The sequence below is a fragment of the Congzhengia sp. genome (assembly GCF_037235575.1).
GTDB classification, from domain to species: Bacteria; Bacillota; Clostridia; order UBA1381; family UBA9506; genus Congzhengia; species Congzhengia minquanensis.
In genome coordinates this window covers 322,784-348,637 of the sequence record NZ_JAXUNN010000039.1, presented here as the reverse complement: position 1 = coordinate 348,637, position 25,854 = coordinate 322,784, and the positions used below count along the sequence as shown (strand labels likewise).

The window sequence follows — 25,854 nt, the reverse complement described above, 5'->3', positions numbered from 1 at the left end:
TGTTATCCTTTTTTATCCTGTGATATAATGAAATACATTGTACAAGTCTTTATAGACGAATATTTTTTTGGGAGGAACATTTATGCAAATTGATTTGTCCTGTCCTGTTGAAAATCAAGGGACAATTGTAAAAACCAATTCCGAAACAAACGAACCTTACCTTTTACTAAAGCTTTTCAATTTAAGCGAAAAGGAAATTGCTGCTTTAACTTTTCACGTTTTGGCCTACGACGCGAACGGCGGCGAGCTGGGAACAGTTCCCGTTGCGTTAGACGGGTTAAACGCGCAGCCTAAAACATTTTTTGCTGAATCGAAAGCCGTTTCCCTGGTAGGAATTGAAGACGCAAAACACTTTGTTGTAGTAGTTGACAGCGTAACATTTTCCGACGGCACCTCCTATGAACCGTCGGAAAACCACACCGTTGATGCCGATGATTCGGAAGCCTCTATAGACGATGCAATGCTTCTGCGCCAGTTTGTGCCGGAGGCGATATGCTTTTCGTCTGAACACGGTAACTATTGGAGATGCGTGTGCGGACGGGCAAACTTTGTTGATGCAGAAAACTGTGTCCGCTGCGGACGGGCGAAAAGCGATGTTTTGGCAAAGTTCAGTTCCAGAGATGCCTTAAGAGAAACCATTGTAAAGGCACAGGAAGAGGCTGAAAAGCAAAGGCTTGAAGAAGAGGAACGCTTAAAAGCGGAAAAAGAACTGAAAAAAGCAAAATTAAAGAAATCCTTGCTGATTGCATTAATCGTACTTATTGCAGCCGCAATTGTGGCTTGCGCCGGCTTCTTTATTTACCGTGCCGTATTAAATTCCAGCGCTGACAAGGCGCTGCAAAGCGGTGACTATTTAAAAGCCTATGAAAACTATGAAAAAACCGGCAATGTAAAACTTGCAGAAGTAACAGAACATATTCAGGGCAACACTCCGGCAAACCTGATGTTCCAGAGCGGGCTGATTGCTTCAGACGAGGAAAACGTGTATTATCTTGCACTGGATAACACGTCTTATAACTTCCACTTGATTAAAGAAAACAAAATTTCAAAAGAAAAAACAACCTTAACCGACGCAGCCGGCGGTTCATTAAACGTTACAAAAGACTGGATTTATTTTGTAGATGTTGAAAACGGCTATGTAAAACGCATCTCGAAAGACGGTCAGACCATCGAGCCAGTTTTGGATACGGGCGCTTCGTTCCTCTCGGTGCTCGGAAACACCATGTATTACATCAAGGTGGATTACGACAATCCGGACAAACTGCCGGAAGAACAATGTCAGACTCTGGCCGCACAGGGACAGATGAAAACATTCCGCCATCTTTATAAGATGGACTTAGACAGCAAAAAGTCCAAACTCATCAGCGAGGAAAGCATTAGCGCATGCTCCATTTACGGCGACAGAATTTATTACCTCACCGACAACGAAGACGAGTGGCAGGCATATAATCTGTACTCTATGGATCTAAACGGCAAAGACAAACAAGTGGTAATTGACGTGCCGGTTGCTTCTTTCTTAATCAACGGCGACGATTTATACTATGTAAGAATGTATAACGACGCATCCAAAGGCAACAAGATTTCCAGCGGTGCAGATTTGGATTATACCATCGTACGCAAAAACTTAAAAGACGGCGGGGTTTCCGAACTTGGCCAGCAGTATATGGTTACTTATATGAATGCCAACAGCGACAAGCTTTTCTTCATTGGTTTAAACAGAGAGGACTATTTAAATTCGCTGTCAGGTGAATCGGAAGCGCAGGCTGCACCGGCGCTCTATGCCATGGATTTTGCCACAGGCGACATCAAACAGCTGGTTTCTGGCGAAGTGCAAATCTTTAATGTGTTGGATGACGACGTTATTATTTACATTGCTACCCAGGGCATGTGCAGGGTGAAAGCTGACGGTACAGGCTTTGAGCAGCTGTTAACCAGTGACGCCGCGCCGCAGGATGGGGACGGCCAGAATACCGACACTCCGGAAGGCGACCAGGCGGACGTATCTCAGGCTCCTGATGCTGAGCCTGCCGAATAAAAAATAAAGTTCTATGTATAAATAAAAAATAATGTGAGCATAATGAAAATAGACCTCACAAAATACATTGGCATCTACGCGATGCTGTCCCCCTTTTTTAAAAAACGGGATTGCCTGTCAGGCAGTCCCGTTTTTTTGTTAATCTCCGTAAATAACGGTTGTAAACACCGCGTTTGAGGTTCGTTTCACATCTAAAAATTTTAAAGCCTGCCAAATCATTTCAGCAGCCTGTGCGCGGGTGATGCTAGTATATGGCCGGATTGTGTTATCCTCATACCCTTGAATGATGCCATATGCCTCTAAATTTTTCACAGACTGCATTGCCCAGTCTGGAATGTTTGTCACATCTTTAAACTCCGCTTCGTCCACACCATAGGAATCAAGCCGCAGGGCATAGTCCACAATCGTAATTGCTTCAGCCCTTGTAATTGAGTCATAGGGATTAAAATAAAGCAGCCCATCCTTCCCCTTTGTGCCTGCAATAATATCATATTCATAGGCCGCAATGCCCACTCGCATTACATAAGAGGGAACGTTTTTGTCTGAAAACGGATTGTCGGCCAGGCTGTCTTTTGGTTTCACGCCAAAAATGGCGTTAACCATCAGCACAAATTCAAACCGGTTGATTTTTTCGTCCGGATTAAAATAAAAATTGTTTCCGAAATCTTCACCGATTACATAGCCCCGCGATGCAAGCATACCAGCAGAATATGCACCCCAGTGAGAAAGCATATCCTCATATCTGAGAGGCTTTAACTCGTTATTTTGGCTGGGCGCCGCTTCTTTCGTTTCTTCCTGCTTCACTTCTGCATTTTGCTGTGCATTGTTTTCAGATTTGCCGTCATAATTTTCTTTTTCAGCATAATTCTCCTGCTGGGGCTGCTGGGTTTCGCCTTTTTCCGGAACTGCCGGCGTCTGTGGCTCCTGCGGCGTTTCGCCCTCCTCTGTTTGTTCTCCCTCCGGGATTACAGAAGGGGTTTCCACTCCTGAGCCAATTGTTATGACAACAGCACCGGGATAAGGCGACTGTGCCCCCCCATAGTTTGCCGTCCAGGTAAAAATTGCTTCTCCTTCATATCCGGTTGTGGGTACAAAGGTCAGACCGTTTAAATCGCCCACAGAAACGGTGTTCCCCTTGCCCACCACACTTCCATTAAGCTTTAAATTTCCGGCCGTGGGGTTTGTCACCTGGTCAAACCGAATGGAAACCAAACTCTTCCCGCTGGGCGGATTTGCGCTTCCTATAAAATCGTTTGCGCTGAAAGAAAGCGTCGTATCCCTGGGGGTAGATTTTGTAAAATCGTTTGCAACCAAAGTTTGTGCGAACGCCGTCAGTGGATATAATAACAACTGAAACATAAAAACTGTTATAAATGTTACCGATAATTTTTTCATTTCACACCTCCAAAATTAAATTTGAAAACATCTAATGTTGATATTTTCATACATTTAATTTCTGCATGCAAAGCAAATATATTCCCGATACATTTTAACAGTTTTGTAAGAATATTATTTTAAATTTAATAATTGGAATGCATTTTTCCAATAAATTTTTTCATATTCATCATTTGTTAAATTTAGCTTTTTCATACATTCAAATTCAAATTTATGATTTGAAAGCGGATAATCCGTTCCGAATAGAACCCTGTCAGTCCCATGAGCCCTGATAATGGCCGCAGACTCTTCCGGCGGCAGGAACCGAATGGAACTTGAGGTATCAATATACACATTTTTACCAATAAGGTATTTTTTTGCTTCCTCCCACTCGCCATATCCGCCTAAATGAGCGGCGATAAAGGTCACCTGGGGCAGCTCTTTCATAACGCTTGCCAACCGCCCTGGCGTTGCGTCTTTCACGTTTTTGTCGCCCACGTGAATCAGCACGGGAAACTTGCTGCCAATTTTTTCATACATTTGCATGGCCTTGTCATCGTCAATTTTAAAGCCTTGAAAAATCGGATGAAACTTAATCCCCGATAGGCCCAGTTCTTTGAAACGGTTTATTTCAGCGTCCATTTCGTCAAAATCGCAGTGCAGCGTTCCAAAGCCAACAATGTGTTCGCTTAAAAGCGAGGAAACATAGTCGTTAATCATCTGCACCTGTTTTGGTTTTGTGGCGGTTGCACAAACCACCAGCTTATCAATTTTATTTTTTTTCGCGCTCTCCGTCAGGTGCACCAGCCTTCCGTCTGCTGCCGGCTGAATGTCGTAATAATGGTGCAAATTTTCAGTTGCTTTTACCGCAATTTTGTCGTCAAACGCATGTGCATGAATATCTACTATTTTTTCAGGCAATATTTTCACTCCCAAACATGAAACGGCACAGCTTACAAAAGCTGCGCCGCTGATAAAACAGAATCAACTATCTCTGTACCCGTCCTGAACCGTCGCCGCCCATTAAAGCTTTTACTTCGGACTCAGAAACTAAATTAAAGTCACCCTCGATGGTATGTTTTAAGCAAGACGCAGCAACCGCATATTCAATGGTATCCTGCATACTGTAATTCTCCAGCAGCGCGTGAATTAAACCGCCGCCGAAAGAATCGCCGCCGCCGACTCTGTCTACAATGTTAATGGTATATTTTTTTGATTTATAAAAATCTTTTCCATCATAAAGAAGTGCCGACCAATTATTCACAGAAGCCGAAATGCTCTCACGCAGTGTAATTGCAACCTTTTTCACACCAAACCTGTCAATTAATTGCTGGCAAACCTCTTTGTAGCCTTCGTCGCTGAGCTTTCCTGATGTGATGTCCGTCTGAGAGGCTTTAATGCCAAACACCTTTTCCGCATCTTCTTCATTGGCAATGACCACGTCAACATACTGCATAAGTTCGCCCATTACCTTGCCGGCCTTTTCGCTGGACCAAAGTTTTTTTCTAAAGTTTAAGTCACAGCTTATTTCCACGCCTCTTGCCTTCGCAGCTTTGCAGGCCTCAAGGCTGATTTTCGCTGCATCATCGGAAACAGCCGGAGTGATGCCGGTAAAGTGGAACCACTTTGCACCGTCAAAAATCTTATCCCAATCAAAATCCTCTGTTTTTGCTGTAGAAATGGAAGAATGTGCCCGGTCATACACAACGTTAGACGCCCTCTGTGACGCGCCCTTTTCAACAAAATAGATGCCCAAACGCTCGCCGCCGTGGGCAATATAATCGGTATGAACGCCGTATTTTCTAAGCTCCGACTCACATGCCGCTCCCAGCGGATTTTCCGGAAGCTTGGTTACGTAGTAAGCGTCGTGTCCATAGTTTGCAAGGGAAACTGCAACGTTTGCTTCTCCGCCGCCGTAAACGGCATCAAAACTTTTTGCCTGTATGTATCTCTGATAATCCGGCGTTTGCAGTCTGAGCATAATTTCGCCGAATGTTACTACCTTTGCCATATTTATTTACCTCCAATCATGAATTAAGGCCTCTGGCCTCTTTAATTTTTTGAATGAACTCGCGGCCAGTTTTCGTAATCTGCGCATAGTCGCCTGTTTTAGCGCCTGCGGTTAACGCGCCGCCGGCTCCAACTGCAACTGCACCATTTTTGATCCACTCGCCAACATTATTTACGTCAACACCGCCGGTAGGCATTAATTTTGCCTGCGGAATAGGTCCTTTAATTGCTTTTAAGATTTTCGGCCCAAATGCTTCGCCTGGGAACACTTTTACAATGTCTGCACCGGCTTCCATTGCCTCAACCACTTCTTTAATCGTCATTGCGCCGGGCATGCACGGAACCCTGTAACGATTACAAAGCTTAACAGAATCTGCATTAAAGTAGGGACTTACAATATACTGTGCACCGGATAAAATCGCAACTCTTGCTGTTTCTGAATCCAGCACAGTGCCCGCGCCCAAAATAATTTCTTCAGGGGTATATCGTTTTGCCAGTTCTTCAATTACCCGATGTGCGCCAGGAACAGTAAATGTAAGCTCAATTGCAGCAACGCCGCCCTCAATGCAGGCGTCGGTAATCCGCATTGCCTGCTCGCTGTCAGACGCTCTGACAACAGCAACAATACCAGCGTCACAAATTCTGGTAATTACCTTTTCCTTATCCATATTTCGTCACTCCTTGTAAATTTTAACTCAAATCCAATCCAGATTATACTTTACCATATTCCGCGAAAAAAGTCAATAAAATTTCTTGCTTTCATGCCGTGAAAGGTTTACCTAAAAATGCTGAAAAAAGCCGTGCACTTTAAAAGTGCACGGCCTAACTTATCTTTAGTAATTTTAAAATTTTATCAATTGTAGATTTACTCTGCCGCAGCCGCTGCGTTCGGCGAAGCGCTTGCCGCCGGAGAACCGGAGGGGCTTGCTTCCGCTGTTGTGGGAGCCGCAGAGGATTTGGTTTCAGGTGTTGTAGTTTCTGGCTTTGCAGACGCCGCAGGCGACACAGTTGTTTTTGCAGGTGCCTCCGTGTTTGTTGCAGCTGAATCAGCATCGCCGTTGCCGCAGCCGGTTAAACAGCCAACAGCCACTACACAGCTGAGGATTCCGAGCACAAGTTTGTTCTTCATCCTATTTCCTCCTCATAAATCTTCAATTTTTATTTTTAACAGACAACGCTGCCTATTAAACATGAAATTATTTTGACAAGTTCTTTTTCAGTGTTTCCAGTTCTTCTTTAATTTCCTTCGGAAGCCTGTCGCCGAACTGTGCAAAATACTGTTCCTGATTTTCAACGTCTTCCAGCCATACTGCTTTGTCAACGGTCAACAATTCTTCCATTGTTGCATCGTCAATGTCGAGGTTGTTAACGTCAAGATCCTCTTTCTTCGGCAGATAGCCAATGGGGCTTTCCACTGCGTCTTTTTTGCCTTCGCATCTATCTAAAATCCAAAGCAGCACGCGCATGTTGTCGCCAAATCCAGGCCAGATAAAGTTGCCGTTTTCGTCCTGTCTGAACCAGTTAACGTGGAAAATCTTCGGAGCTTTGTCAGCATCCATTTTCTTGCCCATTTCAATCCAATGTGCAAAATAGTCCGCCATGTTGTAGCCAACAAACGGTTTCATTGCCATGGGGTCGCGTCTTACAACGCCAACCGCACCTGCAGCGGCCGCTGTGGTTTCAGAAGCCATGGTTGCGCCAACAAACACGCCGTGCTGCCAGTCTCTTGCCTGGTAAACCAGCGGAGCAGTTTTTGCACGTCTGCCGCCAAATACAATTGCAGAAACCGGAACGCCTTCCGGATTTTCAAATTCACTGGAAATGCACGGGCAGTTAATTGCCGGAGCTGTAAATCTGGAATTGGGATGTGCAAGCTTGCCTTCATAAGTTTTGCCGTTAACAAGCTTTCCTGTCCACTCTGTGCAGTCTTCCGGAGGGTTCTTGTCAAGCCCTTCCCACCAAACGGTGTTGTCGGCATTATTGATTGCAACGTTTGTGAAAATTGTATTTTTCTTTGCAGATTCTAACGCATTAAAGTTTGTTTTTTCGCTTGTGCCAGGAGCAACGCCAAAGAAGCCTGCTTCCGGGTTGATTGCATAGAGTCTTCCGTCCTTACCAATCCGAAGCCATGCAATGTCGTCGCCGACCGTCCAAACCTTGTAGCCTTTTTCTTTTAAATATTCCGGCGGAATTAACATTGCCAGGTTTGTTTTGCCGCAGGCAGACGGGAATGCAGCACAGATGTATTTCACTTCGCCCTGTGGGTTTTCCAGTCCTAAAATGAGCATATGCTCTGCCATCCAACCTTCTTTTTTACCGAGGTAAGAAGCAATTCTGAGTGCAAAACATTTTTTGCCCAGCAGCACGTTTCCGCCGTATGCGGAGTTAATAGACCAGATTGTGGAATCCTGTGGGAAATGCACGATATATCTTTCGTCGGGATTCACATCTTTTTTCGCGTGAAGGCATTTTACAAAATCAGCGCTGTCGCCAAGTTGGTCTAACACTTTCTGGCCGATCCTTGTCATAATCGCCATGTTTAAAACAACATAAATGCTGTCGGTCAGCTCAATGCCGATTTTAGAAAACGGGGAGCCGACAGGTCCCATGGAATAAGGAATTACATACATGGTTCTGCCCTTCATGGAGCCGGTGTAAAGCGCCTTTAATTTTGCATACATCTGCTCAGGAGCCATCCAGTTGTTCACCGGACCCGCTTCCTCCTCTGTGGGGGTGCAGATAAATGTCCTGTCCTCAACGCGGGCAACGTCGTTTTCCGCTGTTCTATGATAATAACAGCCCGGGAGTTTTTCCTGGTTTAATTGAATCATCTCACCTGTTGAAACTGCTTCGGCCCTTAAGTCCTCCAATTGTTTTTCAGAACCGTCAATCCAAACGATTTCGTCGGGTGTGGTCATAGCTGCCATTTCATCAAGCCAGCTAAGCACTGTTTTGTTGTTCGTCATTTTCATTTCTCCTTTCACCGTCGGGTGCTTTTCGTGAGTATTCAGCTATTTTTATATATATGTACCAACAGCATGAAATATCACACGTAAATTTATTCATTTTAATTATACACTATTTTCCCCAAAATTAACAGCACTTTGTTAAAAATATAACCCGTTTTATTCTACAAATTTCTTTTTAGAATCGCATTGGATATTTGTGAAAATTGTACCAACGACAGCGCCTCTCCGCGGATATTTTCAGAAATATGAAGCTCCCGCAGAATCTCGCGCAGCGTCTCTTTTTTCACGTTAATTACCTCGTTTTGCGAAACACAGTTTAAAAATGTTTTCCGGCGCATTAAAAACGCCGCTTTAATCAGGGTAAAAAAGTGCTGTTCGTCTATAACGTCCACAGGCGGTTTTTGACGCGCCGTCAGTTTTATGACGGAGGACCAAACCTTTGGAACGGGCATAAATGCCTCGGGTGGAACATCAATCACCGTTTCGGCCTCGCAGCAAAAGTTTACGCTGTAGGTAATTGCGCCGCAGTTTTTGTCACCAGGGTGAGCGGTAAGGCGCTGCGCAACCTCTTTTTGCACCATAATGACCAAGCTCTCAAACCCCGGATTTTCCTCCAGCAGCTTCATCACAATTGGCGTGGTGATGTAATATGGAAGATTTGCAACAACTTTTACGGTGCCGCTCTCAAACTCATTTTCAAAAAGTTCTTTTAAAGAAAGGTCCATAATGTCGCCATGAATAATATTTACATTATCAAACCCGGACAAATTCTCGCCCAAAAGCGGCAAAAGCCCCGTATCAATTTCTACCGCCGCTACCTTTTTGGCCGCTGCTGCAAGCCTGCAGGTTAACGCCCCGGCACCGGGGCCAATTTCCAAAACATTTGTGTCTGCGTCAATTTCTGAAGCCTCAACGATTTTATCCAAAATGGAATCGTCTATTAAAAAGTTTTGTCCCAAAGCTTTGTTAAACTTAAGGCCTCGTTCGTTCATCTGACCTTTTATCACATTTCTGTTATTCAGTTTCAGCAAAATAATACACCTCGAATTCTAACTGTTCAGTATATAACCTATTTGCACACACCGGCACAAATTCTTATCAGCGAGTTTCATTATAGCATATTACTTTTAGAAATTCCAACAAATCTAACAAAATTAACCATTCAGACACAAATCATTCAAAAGTCGTTAAAACAACAGGATGGCAATGATTAACGAAAATCAAATACCGCCCTGCCGTTATCAAGCTTTAATTTGGCGCTGAACACCTTGCCGCTTTTGGGAGAGATGAACCCTTCAATCTTATATGTTTCGCCCTCTGAGAGCAATTTTTTTACATTGCTAAGTGAAATTACCCGGCCGCAAATCACGCCATTAATCGTAAATTTGCAGCCCTCTTTATATTTGCTGCAGCCATATCCAAAGCTTGTTCTTCGAACTTCCCCGCCGCACAGGGGACACGTTCCTGCTGCGTCACCCATAAATCCATTGTCTGCGTCCAGTTCCGGCGGCACTGCCTTTTTTTGAAATACCGCAGCAATTTCCTGCTCCGCAAGATGAACGCTGTCAAGAATGGAACACTCCGATCGGTAAACCTTTTTCAACGCTTTGCCAAGCTCAGCCGTTTTATATTTGTCCATGTTAATTCCCATTCGCATTAACGCTTCAATCAGAAATTCTCCATCTTTTAAAATGGTATAAACATCTTTTTTCAGCATAATATAGCCGCTTTTTCTGGCATTGTCGATAATTCCTGTTCTGGTAGCTTCTGTGCCCAGCTCCAAGCCCTCGAACACCGCGCGGTATTCCTCTGAGTCATCTTCTGACTGGGCATTCGCCTTTTCTTCCCGAAAGGGATTTTTTAAATAGTTGTTTAACGTTTCAATGGTATAGTGCTTTGGCGGGCTTGTTTCCTTTTCCACCGGCTTAAAGTGAATGTTTACCGCGTCACCCTTTTTTAAGGGCGGCAACAGCTTATCCTTTTTTAAATAATCGTCATATTTTGTCCAGCCCGGCTCTAAAATCACTGTTCCTCTGAGCGTAAATTCTTCTAAGCCGCCGACGCTGATTTTAATTTCTGTTTTTTCTGCAACGCACTTTTCCGCGCAGAACACCGCCACAAACCTTCTCATAATGGTGCTGTAAACAGCATATTCCTTGTCCGACAAGTGCTCTTTTTTTGGTATTTTGGTTGTTGGCGTCAGCGCGGAGTGGGATTCAATTTTGCTGTCGTCAAAAATGGTTTTGGAAAACTGAAACGCCACTGGATAGCCAATGCCGCCAACAGCCGCAATTACTTTCTTCACCTTATCCTGCTCTGCCACAGCCAGATATTCCGAGTTTGTTCTCGGATAGGTCACATACCCCTTTTCATATAAACCCTGCACCGTGTTAAGGCTTTCTTCCATAGACATTTTATATTTTTTCCCCAGCGCATTTTGCAGTTTTGTAAGAGAATACAGTTTTCCCGGCTTTAACGTGTCCTTTTTACGTTTTACCGAGGTGACAACTGCCTTTTCATTGTTATATTTTGCACAAAGAACCTGTGCTTCGGCCAGCTTTTCCTTTGAGAACTTTTCTTTTGAAAGAAGCTCAATTTCCGCGCCGTTTGTTTCTTCTTTGCTGAAAATTCCAAAATATTTTTCCGGCACAAAGTTTTTAATCGCCATGTCCCGGTCGAAAATTGCCTTCACAATGGGGACAATCACTCGGCCCACGCGCAGAAGCTTTCCTGATTTTAAAGTTGCATAACGGGTTAAATTTACGCCATACAGCCAATCGATAAAAGTGCGTGCATAGCCCTCGTTTGCCAGGTTGTCATATTCTGTTTCGTCCTTTAGCTCTTTTATGCCTTCTAAAATTGTTTCCGGCGTCTGGTCCGGCAGCCACAAACGCTTTAGCTGTTTCGGCTGTTTCAGCGCTTTGTCCACGCACGTTCGGATAATAATTTCACCCTCACGGTCTGAGTCGCCGGCGTTTACAATGGTCTCAACATCATCCCTGTTACAGAGGGAAGATATAATTTCAAACTGGGCTTTCACACCGCCGTCTGTCTGCTTTTTTTCATCGCGGCGGAGCTGAAACTCAAACTTTTTTGGAAAGCATGGCAGGTTATCCATAGTCCATTTTGGCCGAGGTTCTTTGCCGCCCGTGTAATATTCCACATCTGCCAGAGAAAACAAATGGCCAAAGGCCCAGGTTACGATAAAGCCATTGCCTTCAAGATACCCATTGAAACGTTTCATTCCGCCTATGGCAGAAGAAATATTTCGCGCAAGGCTTGGTTTTTCTGCAACAATTAAAATCATTTTGAAGCCCTCTTAAACGTAAAAAAGTGAAAGAGCGGTGCCGCTCTTTCACCTTAAAAATTTCTTACAATTATTTCAGCGCGTCTTTCAGCGCTTTGCCTGCTTTGAATGCAGGTACCTTTGAAGCCGCAATTTTAATTGCTTCGCCTGTCTGCGGGTTTTTCCCCATTCTTTCAGCGCGGGCACGAACCTCGAATGTACCAAAACCAACCAATGCAACTTTGTCATCATTCTTTAAGCTTTCTGTGATTGCATCAATTGTTGCATTAACAGCAGCATCAGAATCTTTCTTAGAAAGTCCTGTCTTTTCTGCAACTGCCGATACTAATTCTGTCTTATTCATCATTATCACCTCATTTTTTTACAATATGAAAACATTTTAACATATTTTCTAAAAAAAAACAAGTGATTTTTTAAAAAAATATTATGAAAAAAGGCTTAATAATACGTTACCTAGAGCCAATGATTAAAATTGCGGCATAAGCCACAATAGAAACCACCATCGCCAGCGCAACGATGAAGCTTAAAATTCTTGCTATTCTTTTTTGTTTTGAATTCATACGATTCTTCTCCATCATTTTGTCGTTAAGTTGGTTATACCACATTTTTCAAAAAAAATCAATGGATTTTTAATTTCATCTTGACAAAAATAGAATTTAATGCTAAACTATTTAAGTCAGGTTTTTTGCCGCTGTGATGGAATTGGCAGACGTAGCGGACTCAAAATCCGCCGGTAGCGATACCGTGCCGGTTCGACTCCGGCCAGCGGCACCAAAAAAGTCAGGACGAAATAGATGTAATATCTGTTTCGTCCTAATTTTTTAATTATAAGAAGAGATTTTTCAATTTACAGTTAATATAAGCTCGGGAGGTAATATTATGGCATTGTTTACTCCAGCGGACAGAAAAAGTATTATGGATTACATCGTATCCTTTACAGAGCAGAACGAGCATATAGTAGCACTAGTTGCTGTCGGTTCAGGCTCCTTTGGTTATACTGATGAATTATCTGATTTAGATTTTGTAGTAGCAATTGACAGCGGCGAGAATTTGAATATAGTGAAAGACTCTGTCGCAAATGAGCTTAGCAAGAAAGCGTCGATTATCTACTTTAAGCAAGACCCCGATATACCGCTGCAAGTTTATTTGTGCGATAATTTTCTTGAGATTGACATTGGCTACGGTGTCTATACCGATGCCGCAGCTACCCGAGCACATTGGAAAGTGCTGTTTGACAAAACCGGCACCGTTCAGGAGGCGATGCAAACTTCTTGGGAGAAAACAAAAAATGATCCAAAAATAGACGAATACGCAAAGGCGCTCTTGGAATGTTCCGATCGCGTGTGGAGCAATCTGATGCACGGTGCGGTTGCAATAAAACGCAGACAATACTTTAGAGCAATTGCGGAACTTGACATCGCACGTAATTTCCTTGTAAAATTGCTCGGCTTGCGATATTCTCTTGATACTGAACGCGGCAGAGATGTTGATAAACTTCCGGAATTCGAATTACATACTCTAAAAAAGACTCTTGTCAGAGATTTTTCACAAGAGGCACTCTGGTCAAACCTTACCTGCCTTACCAATGCTATATATGCAGAACTTGAGCGTAGCGAGGAGCAGACCTGTATTAAAATAAATCGTCAACAAGTAAATGAATATATAAATGCATGCCGAAATTTTTAGTCGATACCAAGGATTATTCGCATAATTCACCTGCATTTATTTTGACCTAATGATGCAAAAATCCCCCGAAAATCGGGGGATTTATTTATTTTACCAAAACGTTTACTGCTTCTGCAATGGGCCTTAGCGTTGTTAAATTTTCGATAAAAAGTATCTTTAATCTTTTTACCTCCTCTGATAAAAGAGAAGTAATATCTACGTGATATGGCGTATTTGTCTCTATTTGAACATCCTTTTGAACAACGCCCCCCACCAGTCTGTTCTGTTCGTCATATGCCGCGATGAAAACATCGCCGCAAATTCCTGCAGGCGAGGTTATCAAAAGGATTCCGTCCGCGTTAACTTCTGCTGAGGTGCATTTGTTTAATAATTCTATTATGACTGCCGTTTGCGCGCTTGACAAAGTTTGGTTTAAACAGGTTTCGCTATCTTCCAACGGTACAATGGCATTTGCTTTCACTAAAACCGTTTTTCCATTCGATTTGAGATAAATATCTTGGTCAGATGGATTATAAACAGCATCTCCCTGTCCTGCCTGCTTTAAATTCCGAAACGCTGTTGTATATTCGGCAATTTCGCGGTTGGTGGCATACCACACATCGTTTTTGTCCGACACTTTTGTCAGCAATTCTTCCATGACATTCCACGACTTGGGAGTGCTTTCATTCAGCTCGTAAGTGTGCCCCCACACGGAAAATACCCGAAGGTCTTCCCCATCCGCCAAAAACGGTTCAACAAAACTGAGAGCGCTGTTGTGGTGACATGTCATTTTCCAAGCCAAAAAGTCACTAGGCAATGTAAAGTCCCCGGTGGTGGCAACAGGCCGGGCATATAAAACATTGTTCTTTCTGAGCTGCTCAATAACAAGCGCATTGTTCCAGCCTGCACCGCCGGGATATGCATAGCCCACCGGTTCAATCCCTGTTAGAGTTGTAATTCTTTGTCTGTCTTTCGTAATTTCCGTTTCAATGTTCTCTGCTGTAATGTTTTCGTCCCGCAGGGGAAGGTGGGTGTAGCCGTGCATACTTGCTTCATGATTTTGATATACGCGCTTTACATCATACATTTGGAGCAGATTATGGCCGGACTGAACGCCCCCTAATTTTCCCGAAATGACATTAAACGTCCCTTTGACCCCATACCGGTCCAGCATATTCACCAGTTTTTCGTCACTTTCCAGCGCGTCGTCGTAACTTAACGTAAACGCCTTTGTTTTTCCGCCGGGAAGCAGCATAGAATAGGTGGCAGGCCGGTTTTGAAAAGACACGGTGGCAGTGGTATTCGGAATAATTACACCATTTTCTAAATCGCAGGACTCAATAATTTTAATTTCATCGGTTTCCGTTACCGTTAACCCTGTTTTAAATTCATATAATTTGTCCTTTTTGAAAGTAGCATTCTTAATTAAAAATGAGTCTTTCAGCGTATCGCCATGAAACACCGCGATTACAATGCTTGCTGTCTTGTCCACAGGCGAGGAAATAAAGACCGTTCCATCCGCTGCAGAAAAATAAATATTTGCCGCACTATCTTTCTTCGTTTTTACCCCAGACAGTTCCCTTAAAAGTTCTTCATAAGCGTTTTCAATGCGGTAAGTGACCATTCCACCTCTGATTTCAGACAGATATTTTTCTGCTAAATCGGCCAATTGTATCTGCTCATTTGACCCATATTGACTGAAATCCACCTGCGAAAACGCATTCTCCGCTTTTTCTGCATAGTAGTTTTGCAGAAAGGTTAAGGTTTGGGTTGCGGTCAGCGTCGTGTCCGCAGGAACAGACACTCTCATGTTTGTCAGATCGACTGCCGTTTCCTGCATTGCCGCAAGATAAATCAGCGTGTGGGCGCTGTCTTTTAAAAAGCCTTGTTCGTCGTAATAGCTTTCGCTTAAATATTCCACGTCTGCAATGGGCTTTAGCACATGAAAAACATTTGCAACGCAAAGCTTAATTCCATTGTCTTTCGCGTAAGCCTCCTCCGCCGCGTCAATCAGCGCCTCAGAAAAAGCTTCCAGCAAAAGATTATTTTCCCGTTTGGCGCTTGGCACAGGCGTCAGGAGCATAAGCGCAATGTTTCGGGACTTTGCTGCAGAAATAATTTTTGCAACGGCTTGCTTATATTCTGAAACCGTTGGCGCGCCTGTTCCGTCACCCCGGTAAAGCGCCGGGATTTCAGGCATTACGATCGCGCAAGTCACATCAGGATATGCGTCGAATTGCGCACCGATTGTCTCTGCAATTGCTTGCGCCTCCTGACCGCTGTTAGACAAATCAACCACTCTCTTGTTTTGATAGCGAGAGTCGTTTCTGAGCTTCATTCTGATGAATTCGGGATATGTCTGGCAAAAGCCGGCTGACGCCGCTGCACCAGCTGTTGCACTGCCGCCGGTAATCAAAACAGAATCATATGCGGCGGACGCTAAGCTTGACAGAAAAGCGTTATTTAAATCTGTAAGTTTGCTGTTAATGTCAGTAAAATCAGCACGCTTTTTACCCCTTTTTAAATCTACTTTAAAGTCTAACTTTTTTTGCGTTTCATTCATTTGTTTTGGGGTTAAGGAAAGAACGCTGCTGTCTTTCACACCCAAACCTTTTAAAATTGCTTTTGCAATTTCTGCTTGCCCAAAGCGGTTGGGGTGGTAGGCGTCGGCCTCGTAATAATCCGCAAATTCCGGCAGGTTTTCATCTGTACCATAAGCAATATTGTCAAAGACTGTGGACAGGTCAATGTGAGTGATGTCGTAGCCTTGTGCTTCCATCTCCTCCGCCACCGTTTTAATTCCCGCTGAAATTTGCGTCAGCTTATGAATACTACCGTTCGAATTCATGGGGATTGGTGTAAACAAAATGATTTTACGGTTTTCCGGCACACCAGCTGCAATGTTTTCCGTTGATGGAACGATTTTTTCAATCAGCGTTCTATATTTGTCTGTAAACACTGCCTCTGTGTCAGATTTGTTATTCGTCCCCAGAAAAACAGAAACGATTTCCGCCTGATATTTCCCCAGCATATCGTCAAAGTTATTCAAATAGTCCTCAACCTTAAAGCCCGGAACTGCTGTTTTAACAAAACGATAATTATTTCCTTGCTCAATGTTAAAATAGTATTTTAAATAATCGTCATATTTTTTATAACCGCGGCAGTAGAAGTCGCTGGTGATGCTGTCACCTGCAACCAGCCAGGTTTTCGTTGTCTCGTCCGGCGCCGCATTTGCCGCTGGAAGCGCCAAACCGGGCAGGATGAATACAATGGCAAGAAGTAAATAAAGTTGTTTTCTAATCATAAAACCCCTCATTTCCTTGTAAAATAAAACGACCATCTCGTTTTAAAATAAGATGGTCGTTTTGATTGCTTCCTCTTAGTCCATATTCGTATAAATTACGATAGAACGAACCTCGCCGTATCTCGCATTAATTGCCATCTTCGTCGCGGTAGTTGTGTCGCGGCAATCTCTGTAAGATGTTAAATCTGCAACAGATGCCGTGCGCACGGTTTCTTTATTGCCGTCATAGAGCATGATGGGAACGGATTTTAATGCATATACATAAGATTCCCGGTCAGTATCCTTTTCTGCCTCATTCGGGTCGAATACCAGCTCTGCAAAGCCGTTGTAACAGTCGTACAGCATGCCATATACAGTTCTTGATGCAACTCCGTGATTGTTCAGATTTTGATAGGCCTCGGGATTGCTTGCGTCAACAACAAATTCAACTTCTTTAATATATCCTTCAGAATCTGTTCCGAACCGGATAACATCGCCCGTTTCTAAAACAGGAGTTCCGTTGTAGGAATTATTTAAAATTACAGATGCATCTGGATACGGATTGGTACCGTCGTACATTTTAATTGTAAAGCCGTCCGGCGAAAGGTCGTTGGTGAATGCTGCGCCGTCTTTCATGCCATAAACTCGAATTACGTTTTCACCATTAGCATTTACTGCAGTTGTAATTTTTTCAATTACGCTGATATAAGTGTTGGCAGTCATACTTGCGCTGGTTTTTCCGTAGATAACCGCAAGCTCTATGGCGTTGGATCTACCTACATTGTAAACGTCAAGATATGGCTTATCGTCGTTACTGAGGACTGAAGAAACAGAACCCACAGAGAAATTTTTATCATTGTCCCATGCGCCGCCTTCGGTAACCTCAACCGTTGTTTTGCCGCCGTTTCCGTCGTCAATTTCAACCGTTTCTTTTGCAGGAACACAGAAGAGGACTGCTGTTGAGTCGAACACGAAACGGTCGCCCAGGGTTTTATCGCTGGATTTATATCCCAGTGTATTTTTCAGTTCACCGTAATATCCCAAACTTGACGAATTGTTTCCACCGGCATCCAGTTCTTTCGTATCTATAACCTTAATCTTTCCGTCATTGTTGGTAGAATATCCGATAATCTGTTTCACAGCTTTGCCCGAATTGTCAGTTAAAGCCGTAAAAACATCAGATTTAGAACCATCAAACGCCTTAACCCCACGTTGTCCATCCAGCGTTACCTTATCATTACAAACAAATTCAGTAATTTTTCCTGTGCTCTCTAAAATCTTAAGGCGAACGGTGCTGTCGATGGTTGATTTTGCATCAACGCCCAGTAAATATCCATATCCGCCCGCTGTTTCCAAACCCTCGTCATCAATCGTTACGATTTCGTGGTCACTGTTAAAGTGGAAAGTGTAAATTGCGCCTAAATTCGGTTCGTAAATTTTGTTCGTTTTAATCAGGTATTTATAATACTCCGACACGTTATAAACCGTACCATTAACGGTTAGAGTATCTTCGTCGTATGTGCTGATTACACCAATTTCATTGTATGTGGTCGCTACAACATCATAATGGATAGATTTTGCGCTGTCAATCCGGCGAATTCCTTCGTCGTCTACATATTCACTGCTTGCAGCAACAGATAAAACATCCCATTGAGAAAGACCTGTAATATCTTTTACAAGTTTTCCATCACGTTCAATACGATATGTAACGCTGCTGTCCTGTGGGTCAAGCATGATTTGGTTCTGTCCATACATATCCGAAATTGTAAACCTGTCTGCGTTTACTGCGCTTACTACATACATAATATAAGATGTCACTAAAACAACATCATAATCGCCGCTGTTATCTGAATCGAGCAGCAGAACCTTTCCGTTCTCCGGGGTAAGCAAAAACTTAGAATTTAACGACCGCGCCACTCCGTTATAAATAAGGTCAGCCGTGGGAGAAACAGTTTTTCTTTTTAAGTTTTCATTCTCGTCATAAAAAGCAAGCGTTTTTAAAGTTGTTTCCCCCGGTTCAATATCCCGGGCATCAACTTCAACACACTCCATTCGCTCCATTCTGGGACGGATATATCGAATGGTTCCAACCGTATCGTCTTTTGATTTGTAATAATAAATTTCTACATTATAACCAAGATAAATTTCAGCGTTTGTCTCACCGACATTATAAAGAGTGCTGTCAATCATAATTTTATCTCTACCGGCTTTTGAACCAAGCGCCGAAACAGCAGAAACACTGTTTGCCGTTATCTGGCCTTCCACTTTATAAATCTGAAAGTGTTCCGATAGAACTGTTTCTCCTTCTATACGCTGATACTTTGTCTTATCTCCAACTTCCACAAGCTGAAGAAGGTCCGTATCAACAATATTTACCAAAAGCTGATAAACGTCGCCGGCCGTTACAAAATCGTTTGGTGCACAATCAACCCTGTCTAACAGATTCAGCTTTTGCGCCTGGTTAAAATAACCAACGGGATATCCTGCCTCCCGTGCATACACGTCATAACCCAGAGCCACTACAGCCATTTTTACGGCCTCGTTTAAGGTCACAGCCCTGTCAGGATAAAAATATCCGTCTCCCGTACCGTTGATAATTCCCATATCATAAGCCGCACGGATGGCGTCAGAATAAACAGAAGCGGGTGGAACATCGTTAAAAATCTGCTTGTTGTCATGCCCTAAGGTAGTATAGCCCATTGCCTCACATAGTAAAGACACGAACTGGCCTCTGCCAACCACTGTGGTTTGCTGTAGGGATGTATTCTTTAAAACGCCCAGCGCCTGCAGCTTTTCTGCGGCAGCTGTATAGTTGCTGTTTTCTGTTACCTCCTGCACCGGAGCCACGCCCTCGGCGGCCTCCTCAGCAAATGCAACAGGTGAAACAGACATCATGAATACTAGCACACCTGCAAGTAGTTTCTTTGCTATTTTCATTTTGTGATCATCCTTTCACTCTTCGACTACTCTATCATAATTTAAGCCAATGACAACAGCTGTGAAATAATTTTGCACGCCTGTGCCCTTGTGGCAAAACTGCCGGGAGCAAAATTGCCGTCTCCAACGCCGTTTATAATACCGTTTGCACTCATTGCCGCAACTGCTTCTTTTGCATAACTTCCAATTTCAGCTTCGTCAGAAAACGCAATTCCGTTACCGCCCGAAAGGTCAACTCCTGCATATACGGCAATTCGGTAAGCAAGTGTTGCCATGTCCTGTCTTGTAATCTCGCTGCCTACTCCAAAATGTCTTTCGTCAACGCCGTTTACCAATTCCTTTTCCATGCCGCTTGCAATGTATTTATAATACCATGCGTTCTCTGCTACATCATCTAACTTGCATACTGCGTCATCGCTTACCAGATCGAACGCTTCCAGAGCAATTTTTAAAAATTCTTCCCGTTTAATATTGTCGTTGGGACGAAATTTTTTGTTACCGTCACCGGATACAATTCCCTTTTCTGTCAGGGACAAGATGCTGTCTTTTGCCCATGTTACGCTTTCTAAATCGTCATAGGGCTCGTTAGAAGGTTCCACAACATTGCTCGTATCATCTTTATCTTTATCGCCGACATAAACGTCGGTAACTTTGTTACCGCCTCTGTTGCCTCCGCCGCCCGAGCTTCCGCCGCCACCGCCGGAGGAACCGCCGCCTGGGTTGTCATCTTCTTCGTCTTCATATTTTTCCAACATGTCATCAAACTTTGTTCTGGCCTGTTTTATGGTGTCAAAATCAGCCTTTGCCATTTCTTTTGCAATTGCAGTCTGGCTGTCCTCATTTAAATCCTCAAAACGATCCATGTCATAATTTAAATATTCGTTGTTCTCTTCAACAAATTTCACAAAATCGCCGTATGCAATTGCATTTAAATATGGGACGCGCAGTTCTTCGTTAAAAGCTGTGCTAAGGTCATCTTCCTTTTCAAATGGCTTTCTGCCATACACCGCTTTATAAACAAGTTCTTTTTCTTCCGAAGCAAGGCTTCCGTATAATCCCTTTTCAGACAAGTCGAACTTAAAAACAGAGTTATAATCGGTGATCACCTGCATCATTTTTTCCGCGTCAGAAGCATGGTTCACATTGGAAAGCGCAATAGCATTGTTAAACACAACGGCTGCTTTGTCGGATGCATCGTCGCCTGTGTAATCTCCACGGCTTGCATACAGTGCCTTGTTAATTTCCAACTGCTGCGCCTCAGACATTGCTGCATAGCTGTCGATCAAAAATCCCATAGCGTTGTAAAGCTTATTTAAATATTCTTTTTGTGCTTCGTCGTCATCTTCCTTACCAAGCAGAACGCTGGTTAATGCATCGGCGCTTGGCGCCTTAACAATGTTGTCGATTGCGCTTAAGCGGTCGTTCTTGCTGGCATAATAAAACTCTGCATTTTCAAAAAAGGTCCCGTTGGCGCCTACTGTTGCTGTATATGTTCCGCTTTCACTGTCGTCTAACATGAAAAACGAAAACGAATAGGTTCCGTTTTCCGGAGTCGTGTCATTTGAATAATGGCAAGCCTTTTGAAATTCATCAACCGATAATTGGTTCACATCAGAATAACCGGGCTTTAAAACGATACAGATAACGTTATCCATGTCGCCTGCGCTGCCGCTTATGGTTACATGAGCCCCCAAAAGACTGACGGTTGGTTTTTCGGCCGCAGAAACAGTTGATGTCAGCATTAAACCGAGAAGCAGGCTAACTGCAGTGACAAGACTTATCATTTTTTTCAGCTTATGAGTCTTCATAAACTTAATCATTCCTTTCCACACTGTTAATTTGCTTATTTAGCATCACTGTTTTTGCCGCTGCCAGAGGAACAAAATTTGAATTTCCAATGCTGCTGCCTTCCCAGATCAGCAATTTCACTTTTTCACATTCGATGTTTGACAAGTTAAAATGGTATTCCTGTATTTCAGAAAATCCTGGTTCGACAGAAAGAACACTTGTTTTTAAATCTACAAGCACACCGTCTTTGTCATAAGCCGCCAGCATAATTGTGGCGCTTACAGGTTCTCCCAAAGTATTTTCAAACCGAACTGTGCTGCCTGCGCCGTCAGAGTCGGCTCTCAGGGTTGTATATGCGCGGACATAAGCAGTTAAATCTTTGTGATTCTCTGCTATTCCTGCGCTGTTTATAATTTTTTGGGCTTTTTCCGGCCAGTTTAAGTCTGTCACATAATAGGTTTTACCCAAATAGTTGTTCTGCCCGTGGTCTTCCCAAAGCTGGTAATCAGAGGCATAGTTTTCGTCTGCAAACATGTCGTTGTTGTCCTTCGACCAATAGTTCAGCCATCTGTGTTCCTGATTGGCGTTCGACCAAGCAGGGCTGCCGCTAAGATTACTTACGTTGCGTTCCACCTTCCAGAAGCTTGAGCCCTGGTCGTTATAGACAGAACCGCCGTATCCGGACTGGCCCTCAAAATAATTTTCGTAAATAAGGTTCGGAGCTTGATCCGTACCGCTGGTTGGGCCAATGGTATAAATTCCGCCGCCGTCGTTGATTACGGTGTTCATAACATTCAAAATCCGATTGTGGTGGATTTGATTGTTCCGCATGATGCTGGTGGGAATGCTTTTCCAGCCATAACCGATATGCATCCCGCTGTAAGCCGTATCGGATATAGTGTTGTAGGCAATTTCCATGTCAATCGGGAAACCGGCCGAAATTGCCGCCGCACTCCTGTAATCAACCGCCGTGTGGTGAATGTAATTATTAATAATGTTGTTGTTTCTGATATAATACTTTTCGTGTGCCGGCAAATAATTGAAATTATTGGGATATGCATTGTCAATTTTGCCGGTTGCAGGTTCGCCGACATTCACGGCGCTGCCCGAAATGTCGTAAAACCGGTTTGTATAAATTCTGCAATCCTGAATGCACCGAATCATTTTAAGAGCCGATATGCCCAAATGCGAAAATTCGCAATTTGCAAAGTCAACAGAGTGGGCATACTGTGCAGATACAGCCGCCGGCGGAAGCGTATCGCCGGAAAGCGTTTTGTCCGCCGAGTCTCTTAGGTGGTTATTTTGAGCGTCTGAGTGGCCGTATGCTGTACTTGGCCGCATCCAGGTGGAATAGGAAAAGGTAATGCCTGAAAACAGTAGATTTTTGACAACGTTGTCGGGTGAGCTGCCGGAAATCGTTACCATTTCCCCATCGTTTGCCGCAAGAACGGTATAGGCATTTTCAAGATTTTCACCCTGACGAGGTTTGTAATAGAGATAACCGTCAGCAGTGTCTAAATACCATTCCCCTTCTTCATCTAAAAACTCATAGGCATTTTCAATATACCATGGATTTTTTGCAGAGCTTCCGCCCTTGTTGCGAATGGAATTCCAGCCAGGCTGCTGCATTTCCACTTTCACCGTTTCGTCTTCGTCCACCGACACAGACTTTATTTTGCAACGTGGATTTGTCCATGCCGAATAATAAACAAGTTCCGCCTCGGACAAATTGTAAAGATCCTTTAAATAAGAAAACTCCGCAGGGGCGGTATGCCCAAACTCTCCGCTATCGTAAGTCCATCCGGCAGAATCAATATCTTTCCGGGCGCGCGTTGCGCGGATACCGTTTACGTAAAACTGCCTTGATTGAATATGTTCAGCCGGTGCACGGTATATGTTCTTATCACTGTCGAACAGCGTCCAGCCGTTTATTTGTTTGCCGCCGTTAATCACCGGCAGTTCGCCGCTGGGGGCCCGGTATACGATATAATATCCGTTTTTTCCGGAGTCCTGCGCTGTAAAAGTTAAATCCTTTTCGCTATAGTCGTAAGTTCCGCCAAGCAGATTGACAATGATGTCGCCGTCCATTTGGTACGAAATGGTCTGCGCCGCATCTCTGGCCCTTTCTATTGAAAGGAACGGTTCCTCTTTGGTTCCGCTGTTTCCGTCATTTCCATTTACCGGATCCACAAAAAATTCTGCAAAGGGCACAAGACCGCGCTGAAAGTCATATACAGCATCATTTAACATGCGTTTTATTTCAACAATTTCTTCATAAAAAAGTTCTTTTGTGCCATTTATTATTTCTTCTCCAGAGGAAATTGCCGCTTGCAGCGTTTGTTTGTTTTGCTCTGAACTGTGTCCGGGCGCGGTGCCCACCGGCGTACTTTCATAAACGAAACGTGCGTTTTCCAAAACAGGCTCTAACACGTTTCGGTCTGCCGCGCGCAAAAAACGTTCTGTGGCGTCTTCTAACGCAGCCGATGCCAATGCTGCTTCTTCCAGCGTTGGCTGAGATAAAAGCACCTGACGAGCCTTGTCAATTTCCGTCAAAAACCGTTTTTTCGAGCCGGAAATAATTTCGTCAGTTTCTTCATAAACAGTCTCTGCACGGTGAATGGTATCTTTCAAATTTGTAAGCTCCGAAACCACTTTTATCTGCACATTTTTTGTTAAATTCGGATAGGTTTTAGACGTTACGATTAAATTCAGTTCACATTCAGGTGCGCTGCTTTGCACAGTGAGTTTGTTTCCGGCAAAAGTAATGCCGCTTGGCAGAGCATCGGTTATTTGAAAAAATAACTCGTCCCGGTCAAACTCATAGGTAATGCCATCAAACTCCTTTGACGCAACAGCGCTGAACGGTTCCTGCTTTTCACCACTTTGCGGAATGATAATTTTTGTATTTCCCCGGAACGTGATTTGGTCCGGTTCCACAGGTTTCACAGAAAAGTCGTCAAAATAATATGGTATTTTAGAATTTTTGGGATCGCTTCCTATTCGTAAAAACAGCTGACAGTCTGCTACTCTGTTTGTTCCGTTATATTTAAAATAGGAGCTTACTTCAGTCCATTCCCGGTCGTTCACCGGCGTGCCAGAGGCCATATACATGCTTCCGGTATCAACATCGTCGCTGATTTGCGTGCGAATAATTTCCGCTTCGCTGTCGCCCTGTCCCTCTTCCAGTTTCACCCAGAAAGACACCTGATACCAAACATCTTTTTCCAAATGAACAAACTGGGCACACCGCTGCAAGTTATTTGTTATTGGAACAATTTTCGCAGCGCCTGAGCCAGAGTGCGTCGGCTCGCTTACCCATTGGGGCCTAGAAGAGGACCATATGGTTTTCCCGTTGGCATCTTTATAGCTTTCTATCCAGCCGGTAACGTCGTTTTCTAACTCAAAATCACCGTTTATGTAGAGCTTTGTGTTTTTTGTAACAGATACATCATCAATATAATAGGTTAATACCGAAGTGTTATTTTTCCCCCCGACACACAAATATACGTCACCGCTCATAGCGCCGATTTCTCTTGTGTAGGATTTATAAAATGCTTTCACATCTGTCCACTGGTCGGTTATGGTAAAAGTATTTCCAATATATTCCACGGTATAGTTGTCGTGGCGAACGGCAAATTGCACCTTTGCGCTGCCGCTTTCCATTTTTACCTTTGCCGAAATAATATACCAGCTGTTTTGCTCCATAGGAACATACTGAGTTGGAACAAAAGGTGCCGAATTTCCAGTGGTCACTTTTACACATTTCCCGGTTCCATCAGCGCCAGGAGAAGCAGATGTAACCTCTGCGTCAGAGATTAGTTCCTCACAGTTGAAATCGTCAATGTAATAATCAAAATCAGCCTCATTCTGCTGTCCTGTCGGGCCGATCCGGACATACATTTTTGCCAATCCACCGTAATTTTCCGGGTCGTTTCTTGGTGTGAAGATAAAATCAAATTTCGACCAGGTTTCGCTGTTCACAGGTATATTTCTGGGATATTCCGTTTTTTTCTTGTCATAAGAAAACAGCATTGTGGCCAGCGATTCGGTATATTCTCCGTTCTTTTCAGCAAGTTTAATGCTGCAGGTTATCCGGTAGCTTGTGCCAATGTTAAGCATAACATTCTGGCTGATGTCGTTAAACCCGTTTGTAACTTCCACAAAGGCACAGCCGGAAGAGTTGTCAGCTCCGCCTTTCGTCCACGTGCAGCTTGCGCCGCTGACGTTCCAGGAGGCCACATCCTTTTCAAAACCGCCGTTTTGGTTTAGCAACTTTCCGGCATTGATATCCCAGCCTTCCAGCTCCGCTTCAAAACCCGGATTCTGAATTAGATTTTCGTTCCCCGCATTATCGGCGGCAGACAATATTTCAGTTCCATTTATAACGCTCGGTAAAGTTAAAAGAACCACAAGAACCATTAACGATACTGCTGTTATTCGCTTTATTAACCCCAATTTCAACATTTAACTCCACCTTTACGCCATC

General features: G+C 43.6%; 15 protein-coding genes and 1 tRNA gene. 3 read left to right on the top strand and 13 right to left on the bottom strand.

Annotated elements, in window-relative coordinates; genetic code table 11:
* Window positions 1-82: 82 nt before the first annotated feature.
* Window positions 83-2,035 (top strand): DUF5050 domain-containing protein, encoded by a 1,953-nt coding sequence (locus WIG73_RS11150; RefSeq protein WP_337400591.1) that lies wholly within the window; start codon window positions 83-85, stop codon window positions 2,033-2,035.
* 138 nt (window positions 2,036-2,173) lie between these two features.
* Here WIG73_RS11150 and WIG73_RS11145 read toward each other — a convergent pair whose 3' ends face one another.
* From WIG73_RS11145 to WIG73_RS11105, 9 genes are all read right to left on the bottom strand, one after another.
* Window positions 2,174-3,430, bottom strand: coding sequence for an S-layer homology domain-containing protein (locus tag WIG73_RS11145; RefSeq protein ID WP_337400590.1), 1,257 nt, complete (start codon window positions 3,428-3,430; stop codon window positions 2,174-2,176).
* A gap of 114 nt (window positions 3,431-3,544) precedes the next feature.
* The gene (locus WIG73_RS11140; RefSeq protein ID WP_249310565.1) at window positions 3,545-4,330 is read right to left on the bottom strand and encodes an amidohydrolase family protein; all 786 of its coding nucleotides are present in this window, start codon (window positions 4,328-4,330) and stop codon (window positions 3,545-3,547) included.
* A 67-nt stretch (window positions 4,331-4,397) separates the two neighbouring features.
* On the bottom strand, window positions 4,398-5,420 hold the full coding sequence (locus WIG73_RS11135; protein WP_177679326.1) for a PfkB family carbohydrate kinase: 1,023 nt from the start codon (window positions 5,418-5,420) through the stop codon (window positions 4,398-4,400).
* Window positions 5,421-5,436: 16 nt separating this feature from the next.
* Entirely contained in the window at window positions 5,437-6,087 is a 651-nt protein-coding gene (locus tag WIG73_RS11130; protein WP_177679324.1) for a bifunctional 2-keto-4-hydroxyglutarate aldolase/2-keto-3-deoxy-6-phosphogluconate aldolase, read from the bottom strand.
* 197 nt (window positions 6,088-6,284) lie between these two features.
* Window positions 6,285-6,548 (bottom strand): hypothetical protein, encoded by a 264-nt coding sequence (locus WIG73_RS11125; protein ID WP_249310570.1) that lies wholly within the window; start codon window positions 6,546-6,548, stop codon window positions 6,285-6,287.
* Window positions 6,549-6,615: 67 nt separating this feature from the next.
* Complete coding sequence (locus tag WIG73_RS11120) at window positions 6,616-8,385, bottom strand: phosphoenolpyruvate carboxykinase (GTP) (protein ID WP_249310572.1); 1,770 nt, start codon at window positions 8,383-8,385, stop codon at window positions 6,616-6,618.
* A gap of 164 nt (window positions 8,386-8,549) precedes the next feature.
* Entirely contained in the window at window positions 8,550-9,419 is an 870-nt protein-coding gene (gene rsmA / locus WIG73_RS11115; protein WP_337400589.1) for a 16S rRNA (adenine(1518)-N(6)/adenine(1519)-N(6))-dimethyltransferase RsmA, read from the bottom strand.
* 179 nt (window positions 9,420-9,598) lie between these two features.
* Window positions 9,599-11,695, bottom strand: a complete 2,097-nt coding sequence (locus WIG73_RS11110; RefSeq protein ID WP_337400588.1) for a DNA topoisomerase — start codon at window positions 11,693-11,695, stop codon at window positions 9,599-9,601.
* Between the two features lie 70 nt (window positions 11,696-11,765).
* On the bottom strand, window positions 11,766-12,038 hold the full coding sequence (locus tag WIG73_RS11105; protein ID WP_177680244.1) for an HU family DNA-binding protein: 273 nt from the start codon (window positions 12,036-12,038) through the stop codon (window positions 11,766-11,768).
* A gap of 344 nt (window positions 12,039-12,382) precedes the next feature.
* Between WIG73_RS11105 and WIG73_RS11100 the strand changes: the two genes are divergently transcribed.
* A tRNA-Leu gene (locus WIG73_RS11100) sits at window positions 12,383-12,469 on the top strand.
* A 105-nt stretch (window positions 12,470-12,574) separates the two neighbouring features.
* Entirely contained in the window at window positions 12,575-13,381 is an 807-nt protein-coding gene (locus WIG73_RS11095) for a hypothetical protein (protein ID WP_337400587.1), read from the top strand.
* Window positions 13,382-13,466: 85 nt separating this feature from the next.
* Here WIG73_RS11095 and WIG73_RS11090 read toward each other — a convergent pair whose 3' ends face one another.
* From WIG73_RS11090 to WIG73_RS11075, 4 genes are all read right to left on the bottom strand, one after another.
* Window positions 13,467-16,664 (bottom strand): polysaccharide deacetylase family protein, encoded by a 3,198-nt coding sequence (locus WIG73_RS11090; RefSeq protein ID WP_337400586.1) that lies wholly within the window; start codon window positions 16,662-16,664, stop codon window positions 13,467-13,469.
* Window positions 16,665-16,739: 75 nt separating this feature from the next.
* Window positions 16,740-19,580: an S-layer homology domain-containing protein gene (locus tag WIG73_RS11085; RefSeq protein ID WP_337400584.1), complete on the bottom strand. Its 2,841-nt coding sequence runs from the start codon at window positions 19,578-19,580 to the stop codon at window positions 16,740-16,742.
* A 41-nt stretch (window positions 19,581-19,621) separates the two neighbouring features.
* Entirely contained in the window at window positions 19,622-21,388 is a 1,767-nt protein-coding gene (locus tag WIG73_RS11080) for an S-layer homology domain-containing protein (protein WP_337400583.1), read from the bottom strand.
* A gap of 4 nt (window positions 21,389-21,392) precedes the next feature.
* Complete coding sequence (locus tag WIG73_RS11075) at window positions 21,393-25,832, bottom strand: carbohydrate binding domain-containing protein (protein ID WP_337400582.1); 4,440 nt, start codon at window positions 25,830-25,832, stop codon at window positions 21,393-21,395.
* Window positions 25,833-25,854: the final 22 nt, after the last annotated feature.

Excerpts from the sequence above, each read along its gene's own strand:
- WIG73_RS11150 (WP_337400591.1), top strand. The coding sequence starts at position 83 with ATGCAAATTGATTTGTCCTGTCCTGTTGAAAATCAAGGGACAATTGTA.
- WIG73_RS11120 (WP_249310572.1), bottom strand. The coding sequence starts at position 8,385 with ATGACGAACAACAAAACAGTGCTTAGCTGGCTTGATGAAATGGCAGCT.
- WIG73_RS11135 (WP_177679326.1), bottom strand. The coding sequence starts at position 5,420 with ATGGCAAAGGTAGTAACATTCGGCGAAATTATGCTCAGACTGCAAACG.
- WIG73_RS11130 (WP_177679324.1), bottom strand. The coding sequence starts at position 6,087 with ATGGATAAGGAAAAGGTAATTACCAGAATTTGTGACGCTGGTATTGTT.
- WIG73_RS11110 (WP_337400588.1), bottom strand. The coding sequence starts at position 11,695 with ATGATTTTAATTGTTGCAGAAAAACCAAGCCTTGCGCGAAATATTTCT.
- WIG73_RS11075 (WP_337400582.1), bottom strand. The coding sequence starts at position 25,832 with ATGTTGAAATTGGGGTTAATAAAGCGAATAACAGCAGTATCGTTAATG.
- WIG73_RS11090 (WP_337400586.1), bottom strand. The coding sequence starts at position 16,664 with ATGATTAGAAAACAACTTTATTTACTTCTTGCCATTGTATTCATCCTG.
- WIG73_RS11095 (WP_337400587.1), top strand. The coding sequence starts at position 12,575 with ATGGCATTGTTTACTCCAGCGGACAGAAAAAGTATTATGGATTACATC.
- WIG73_RS11105 (WP_177680244.1), bottom strand. The coding sequence starts at position 12,038 with ATGAATAAGACAGAATTAGTATCGGCAGTTGCAGAAAAGACAGGACTT.
- WIG73_RS11125 (WP_249310570.1), bottom strand. The coding sequence starts at position 6,548 with ATGAAGAACAAACTTGTGCTCGGAATCCTCAGCTGTGTAGTGGCTGTT.
- WIG73_RS11080 (WP_337400583.1), bottom strand. The coding sequence starts at position 21,388 with ATGAAGACTCATAAGCTGAAAAAAATGATAAGTCTTGTCACTGCAGTT.
- WIG73_RS11085 (WP_337400584.1), bottom strand. The coding sequence starts at position 19,580 with ATGAAAATAGCAAAGAAACTACTTGCAGGTGTGCTAGTATTCATGATG.
- WIG73_RS11145 (WP_337400590.1), bottom strand. The coding sequence starts at position 3,430 with ATGAAAAAATTATCGGTAACATTTATAACAGTTTTTATGTTTCAGTTG.